Source organism: Pseudomonas sp. SDT291_1_S447, from assembly GCF_054070155.1.
In genome coordinates this window covers 1-5,985 of record NZ_JBSVXS010000201.1, presented here as the reverse complement: position 1 = coordinate 5,985, position 5,985 = coordinate 1, and the positions used below count along the sequence as shown (strand labels likewise).

5 protein-coding genes are annotated in these 5,985 nt (G+C 60.2%); 2 read left to right on the top strand and 3 right to left on the bottom strand.

Features of this window, described 5'->3' with window-relative positions; translation table 11 throughout:
* Window positions 1-109 precede the first annotated feature (109 nt).
* Window positions 110-1,090, top strand: coding sequence for a diaminopimelate epimerase (locus tag ACW9IR_RS28425; RefSeq protein WP_457465940.1), 981 nt, complete (start codon window positions 110-112; stop codon window positions 1,088-1,090).
* A gap of 65 nt (window positions 1,091-1,155) precedes the next feature.
* On the opposite strand, the gene ACW9IR_RS28420 is transcribed toward ACW9IR_RS28425, so the two are convergent.
* On the bottom strand, window positions 1,156-1,809 hold the full coding sequence (locus ACW9IR_RS28420) for a carboxymuconolactone decarboxylase family protein (protein WP_457465938.1): 654 nt from the start codon (window positions 1,807-1,809) through the stop codon (window positions 1,156-1,158).
* Window positions 1,810-2,031: 222 nt separating this feature from the next.
* On the opposite strand from ACW9IR_RS28420, the gene ACW9IR_RS28415 reads away from it, so the two are divergent.
* Entirely contained in the window at window positions 2,032-3,234 is a 1,203-nt protein-coding gene (locus tag ACW9IR_RS28415) for an aromatic ring-hydroxylating oxygenase subunit alpha (RefSeq protein WP_457465941.1), read from the top strand.
* A gap of 19 nt (window positions 3,235-3,253) precedes the next feature.
* Here ACW9IR_RS28415 and codA read toward each other — a convergent pair whose 3' ends face one another.
* Window positions 3,254-4,501 carry a cytosine deaminase gene (gene codA, locus ACW9IR_RS28410; RefSeq protein WP_150709045.1) on the bottom strand — a complete coding sequence of 416 codons (1,248 nt, stop codon included), beginning with the start codon at window positions 4,499-4,501 and terminating at the stop codon, window positions 3,254-3,256.
* A 14-nt stretch (window positions 4,502-4,515) separates the two neighbouring features.
* Window positions 4,516-5,787 (bottom strand): cytosine permease, encoded by a 1,272-nt coding sequence (gene codB, locus ACW9IR_RS28405; protein WP_102902359.1) that lies wholly within the window; start codon window positions 5,785-5,787, stop codon window positions 4,516-4,518.
* Window positions 5,788-5,985 lie beyond the last annotated feature (198 nt).

Genomic DNA, 5,985 nt, shown 5'->3' with positions numbered 1-5,985 from the left:
AGTTGAAAAAAATGTCGACTGACACACCGCTATCGCGAGCAGGCTCGCTCCCACAAGGGATTGCGTTTTACAGTGGCGGCTTCAGGGGATTTAACAGCAAAGGCCGGTGATGACGCAGTTCTACGATGCACGGGGCAATATTTACGGGGTGATTTCGCCGCAGGCACTTCGCGAGGCGGGCATTGATTTACCGGCCAGTGCCGCGCAGTGTGCTTCGTCGAGACAGATCTGGAGCCGCGCAGCCATCACATTGTGTTGTGACTGGCCCGAAGGTCAGCGTCCAGCGAACAGCAAATCCCACCGCAGCGACGGTCTGTTGATCGGTCCGTTCCAGGCTTCACCGCCGTTCGAGGTGCTGATCGTCAACACCGATGGCTCGCTGGCCGAACGCAGTGGCAATGGCTTGACGATTTTTTCTGAGTTTCTCGCCGCGCAAGGCTGGATGGCGGAGCAGGGTGCGCTGTTGCGCGTTCATCATGACAAGGGTGAGCCGGTGGAAACCTCGGTAAAACCTGCCGAGGTCGAAGGCGTTCGGGGCTTCTGGCTGGACCTCGGTCAACCCGTATTCGGACCTGATGCCGTTGACGCATCGTGGACGCCAACCGTCGGTTTCAACGGTCGGGAGGTCAGCGCTGTGCAACCGTTGGTGCAGCTCGATCCGTCGTGGGCCCATAGCCAGTTCGTACGCATCGGCAACCCGCATTGCGTGACACTGCTCAGCGACAAGGGCGCATTGCCCGACAATCAGCAGATGCGTGAGTCGCCATTGAGTGAGGGGTTGACCCGGATCGCTTACGCCATGCCGGCCGGCGCCGGGCAGCCCTGCCTGGCGGGCGTCAATCTGCAATGGGCCGCGCGTGAGGCGACACAACGCATCGTTGCCCGGGTGTTCGAACGCGGCGAAGGGCCGACTGCCTCCTCAGGCACCAGTGCCAGCGCGGTGGCGTCAGCGGCGTGGCGGGTCGGTTGGGTCACAGGTGGCGCCGTACACGTCGTCATGCCCGGCGGCACGGCGCCGATTCTGCTGGAAGAGGTCCACGGTGAATTGCTGCGTGTCAGCTTGTTCGGCACCGCCCGCCTGATCGTATAACCGTTGCAGGCGCAGCCTGCGCCAGTGTCCGCAGAACGTTGGGGCGAAGCCGTGCCGGCGCGAGGTCAGTGAGCCTTGAACAGCGTTACGCTCGTCACGGCTTCACCCTGCACCTCGAGTCGTAGCAAGGCTTGCGCGGTCGACTGCTGTTCAAGACATTCAACGATCACCGAGTGCGCCGATGTCGCCAGCAACGACAGGCTGCGGGCATGCTTCAACTGGCGCTTCACTGCGGTACTGACAGGAATCGGCGCTTGTCCTTCGCGCACGAGCTCACAGAACGCCAAAGCCACCTCTCGCGGCGTCGGTGCGGGAGGCGATATCAGGCCGGCCTCGTCGAACAGTCGATTGAGTTGCTCGGCCGCGCTCACCGCTCGGGGAAACCCCGCGAATGCCGACGCCTGCAGCAGCACTTCGGTCATTTCGCCCGGCGCCAGTCCCGAGGCCAGCCCCGTCTTGAGATGGACGCTCAATGGCGGGCCGATCATGCCTGAGGCCACGATCGCGGCGAATGACACGGCTTCACGCAGGCGCGGGTCGAGTCCGGGGCGTGCATGCAGATGTCCGTACACAACACCGACTGCCAGTTCTCCCAACGCCGGTACGGTATGAAACAAGGCGTCGAGGCGGGCACCGCCGTCAGGTACAAGTTCGACAAAGGTCTGGCGACCTTCGGTATACAGCGTGGTCATGGGAGGGGAGTGAGGGTTGTGTTTCATGGCGAGTCCTCAAGCAAATGAGGATGGCGGCTGATCAACTACGCACGAACTTCAGCATGAAAAAGCGTACATCCGAGAGGGGTGTGCGGCCCGTTGCGATGGCGGCCCTGACACCTTAGCTCAATGTTTACGGGCGCGAACCTGTTAGTTCTTACAGTTTACGGATGCCCGAATTGCGCTTAAAAGGGGAGCAGCTCAATCGCAAAGACTCCTGCTGTGTCGATGCCCGATCAGTATCCGGAGGCGATGATGGATCATCCAACGCAAGTTTTACTCCTGCGTAAAATATTCAGCCTGCTGGATCAGGGCTCTACCAGCCTGGCGGACGCGCCGTTTCTCAATCCGGTGTCCGTTTATCACTGTGCGCACCAGTTGGCACTTGAACAGGCCGGTCTGTTCGGTGCCTATCCGTTGTTGATGGGATTGAGTGCCTGTTTGGACCATCCGGGGGCTTATCTGACGGATGACTTGAGTGGCGTGCCCATCGTGATCATTCGCGCGGCCGATGGCACATTGAACGCGTTCATCAATGTCTGTCGGCATCGCGGCGCGCGACTGGTCGAGGGGCAAGGGACGCTGAAAAACGCTTTGACTTGTCCTTATCACGGCTGGATGTACAACCTTCAAGGCCAGCTTGTGCAATTGATGCCGGCCGGCAGTTTTTCGGGCCTGACGTGTGCCGAGCGCAATCTGCGGAGTTTGCCGGTGTTCGAACGGCACGGTCTGATATGGGTTGCCCGGGAGCCCGGACAAGCGGGCAGTTTAAAGCGGCCATTGAGTACGCTTGATACGGAAATGGCTCATTTGCGCCTGGAAAACTTTTCTCTGTATGAAACGCGATTGCTCGAGAAACCGTTCAATTGGAAAAATGCACTGGAGACGTTTTTCGAGAACTGGCATTTCCCGTTTCTGCATCAGAAAACCGTGGCGTCGATTTTTCTTCCAGCGGTCAGCCATTTCGAGGCCTTTGGCAACGATGCGCGTCTGATCATGCCGCGACGAAGCATTCTGACGCTACGCGATCAACCTCCCGAACAGTGGAATCTACTCAAGCATTCGCTGGTCATTTATTTTCTTTTTCCCAATACGCTACTGCTCTGGCAGCGCGATCACCTTGAAATCTGGCGGGTGTTCCCGAAGCCGCAAACGCCCGGCGCCTGCCTGGCGCAGGTCGCGCTGTATACCCCGCATGCAGCCACCACTGAACGTGAGCGCGATCTCTGGGACAAGAACATGAAGCTGCTGCTGGAAACGGTGGACGGTGAGGACTTCGAGGTCAGCACGAAAATACAGCAGGGCATCGCGTCAGGTGCGCAGACACACCTGACGTTCGGAAGGAATGAACCGGCTCTGCAGCATTTCCACCGAGTGATCCAGCAAGCGCTGACGGATCAGCGCATGGGGTTATCCGAGCCGGTTCGGTGACAGTGCGCATGCCGGATACTCAACCGGGCAGTTGGTTGAACTCCACCACCGGCATCTGCCGCTTCATCAACACTTTGCCGCCGCGAATCGAATACAACGGCAAGCCCTGACTGCGGATCACCTCGTAATCACTGTCTGCCGACAGAATCAGCAGATTCGCCGGCCGCCCCTGTTCCAGTCCATAGCGCTCACCCAGGTGCATGGCTTTGGCGCTGTTGTCGGTCACCAGATCCAGCGCACTTTGCAGGTTGCGGTAACCGAGCATGTGGCAGATGTGCAGCCCGGCTTCGAGCACGCGCAGGATGTTGCCGTTGCCCAACGGATACCACGGATCGACGATGGAATCCTGGCCGAAACACACATTCATCCCGGCTTCGAGCAATTCGTTGACGCGCGTTACGCCACGGCGTTTCGGGAAGTTGTCGAAGCGTCCTTGCAGGTGAATGCTCTCGGTCGGGCAGGAGACAAAACTGATTCCGGAATGCCCGAGCAAACGGAACAGTTTGGCGCAGTAGGCGTTGTCGTAAGAACCCATCGCCGTGGTGTGGCTGGCGGTGACGAGGGCACCCATGTCGCGGCTGCGCGCTTCTTCGGCGAGCACTTCGAGGAAGCGCGAATGCGGGTCGTCGGTTTCGTCGCAATGCACGTCGACCAGGCAACCGGTGCGCTCGGCCAGGTCCATCAGGAACTTCACTGAGCTGACGCCCTGATCGCGGGTGTACTCGAAATGCGGAATCCCGCCGACCACGTCGGCGCCCATACGAATCGACTCTTCCATCAGCTCGCGGCCATTGCGGAACGACTCGATGCCTTCCTGCGGGAACGCGACGATTTGCAGGTCGATGAGGTGACGGCTTTCCTCGCGCACTTCGAGCATGGCTTTCAGTGCGGTGAGTTGCGGGTCGGTGACGTCGACATGGGTGCGCACGTGTTGAATGCCGTGGGCGGCCAGGGCTTGAATGGTTTTCTTCGCGCGGGTCTTGGTGTCTTCTTCGGTGATGGTGACCTTGCGCTCGCCCCAGCATTCGATGCCTTCGAACAGCGTGCCGCTCATGTTCCAGCGCGGCTCGCCGGCGGTGAGGGTGGCATCGAGGTGAATGTGCGGTTCGACGAAAGGCGGCACCACCAGATTGCCGCCGGCGTCGAGGTCATCCGGGCCGAGAGTGGGCGCTTCGGTCTGCCGGGCGATGCTGCGGATCAGACCGTCTTCAAGGTGTAATTCGTGCAAACCTTCCTGGTTGCGCAAACGGGCGTTGATGATGTGCATCAGGCGAATCCTTTTTATAGGTCTTGTAGTGGCGCGCTGGCGCTGCGAGCGCCAAGCACACCAGTGACGATGACATACGTTAGCGCGGCAGCGGCGATCCCTACCAGCGGCGCGACCCATGGCGAGTTGAACGCGGCGACGGTGCCGACCGCATAGGCCCCGAGCCCCGGCCAGTTGAACGCCGGCAACCGTGCGTCGGCCAGACGCGGATAGTGCCCGCGCCAGCGGTAGAAAAAGTCCGCCATGATCACCCCGCCAATCGGCGGAATCACCGTGCCGAGCAGAATCAGGTAAGGCACCAGCATGTCGTACATGCCGAGCAAGGCGAGCAGGGTGCCGATCACTGCGCCGGCGAGGGTCACGGTTTTGCGTCGGCCGGTGCGCAGCAGGTTGCAGCCGGCGACGGCGAAGTTGTAGATGGTGTTGTCCTGGGTGCTCCAGATGTTCAGCAACAGCATGGCCATCGCGGCCATGGCGAAACCTTGCAACAGCAGCACTTCAACCACGTCCGGTTGTTGGTAGACGATGGCGCCGTATGCGCCAATCAGCACCATCAGGCCATTGCCGATGAAGAAACCGATCAGGCTGGCCAGCACCGCCACCCGCGCCGAGCGCGAGAAGCGCGTCCAGTTGGTGGCTTGCGTCGCGCCGCTGACGAAGGTGCCGAACACCAGAGTGATCGCCGTCGACCAGTCCAGCGAGCCGCTTGGCACGACGCTGAGCAAACCTTCGAAACCGCCGACTTTCACCGTCGCCACCCACATCGACAGCATCAGCAGCAACATCATCGCTGGCACCGCGATGTACGAGAGAATCTCCAGTCCGCGATAACCGACGTAAGCGGTGGCGCAGAACAGCAGACCGAACAGCACCATCAGCCCGAGCACCGTGCCTTCGTCGAGATTGAAATATTTACCGATCACGACGGCAGCCGTCGCGGTGCCCCAGGCGTACCAGCCGATCTGGGTGAAACCAAGGATCAGGTCGCTGAGCTTGCTGCCGACTTCGCCGAAACAGAAACGGCCCATCAGTACCGAGTTGAGGCCGCTTTTGAAAGCGATATAGCCGAGGCCTGCCGCGTAGAGACCGAGCAGCAGATTACCGACAATGATCACCGCCATCATCTCGCCGAAACTGAACGCCACGCCCAGCTTGCCGCCGGCAAACATGGTTGCGGTGAAAAACGTGAAACCGAGCAAGACCATGGCCGTGGAGGCCAGGCCTTTGCGTGCATGCATCGGCACTTCGCTGAGGGGGTAATCGTTGCCGGGATCGTTCTGCGTCATGGGGCGGTCCTTGCTGGAAGAGAGGAGACGCGGGGGAGGGTTGCAGTGGTCGTGCCAAGCTACGGCATTGCGCGTAGGTATAGACGAGGCGGCGATATTTGGCGCGAAAACGGTGCACCTGAACGCACCGAAGCCCAATGTAGGAGCTGCCGAAGGCTGCGATCTTTTGATCTTGTTTTTTTAAAGCAAAATCAAAAG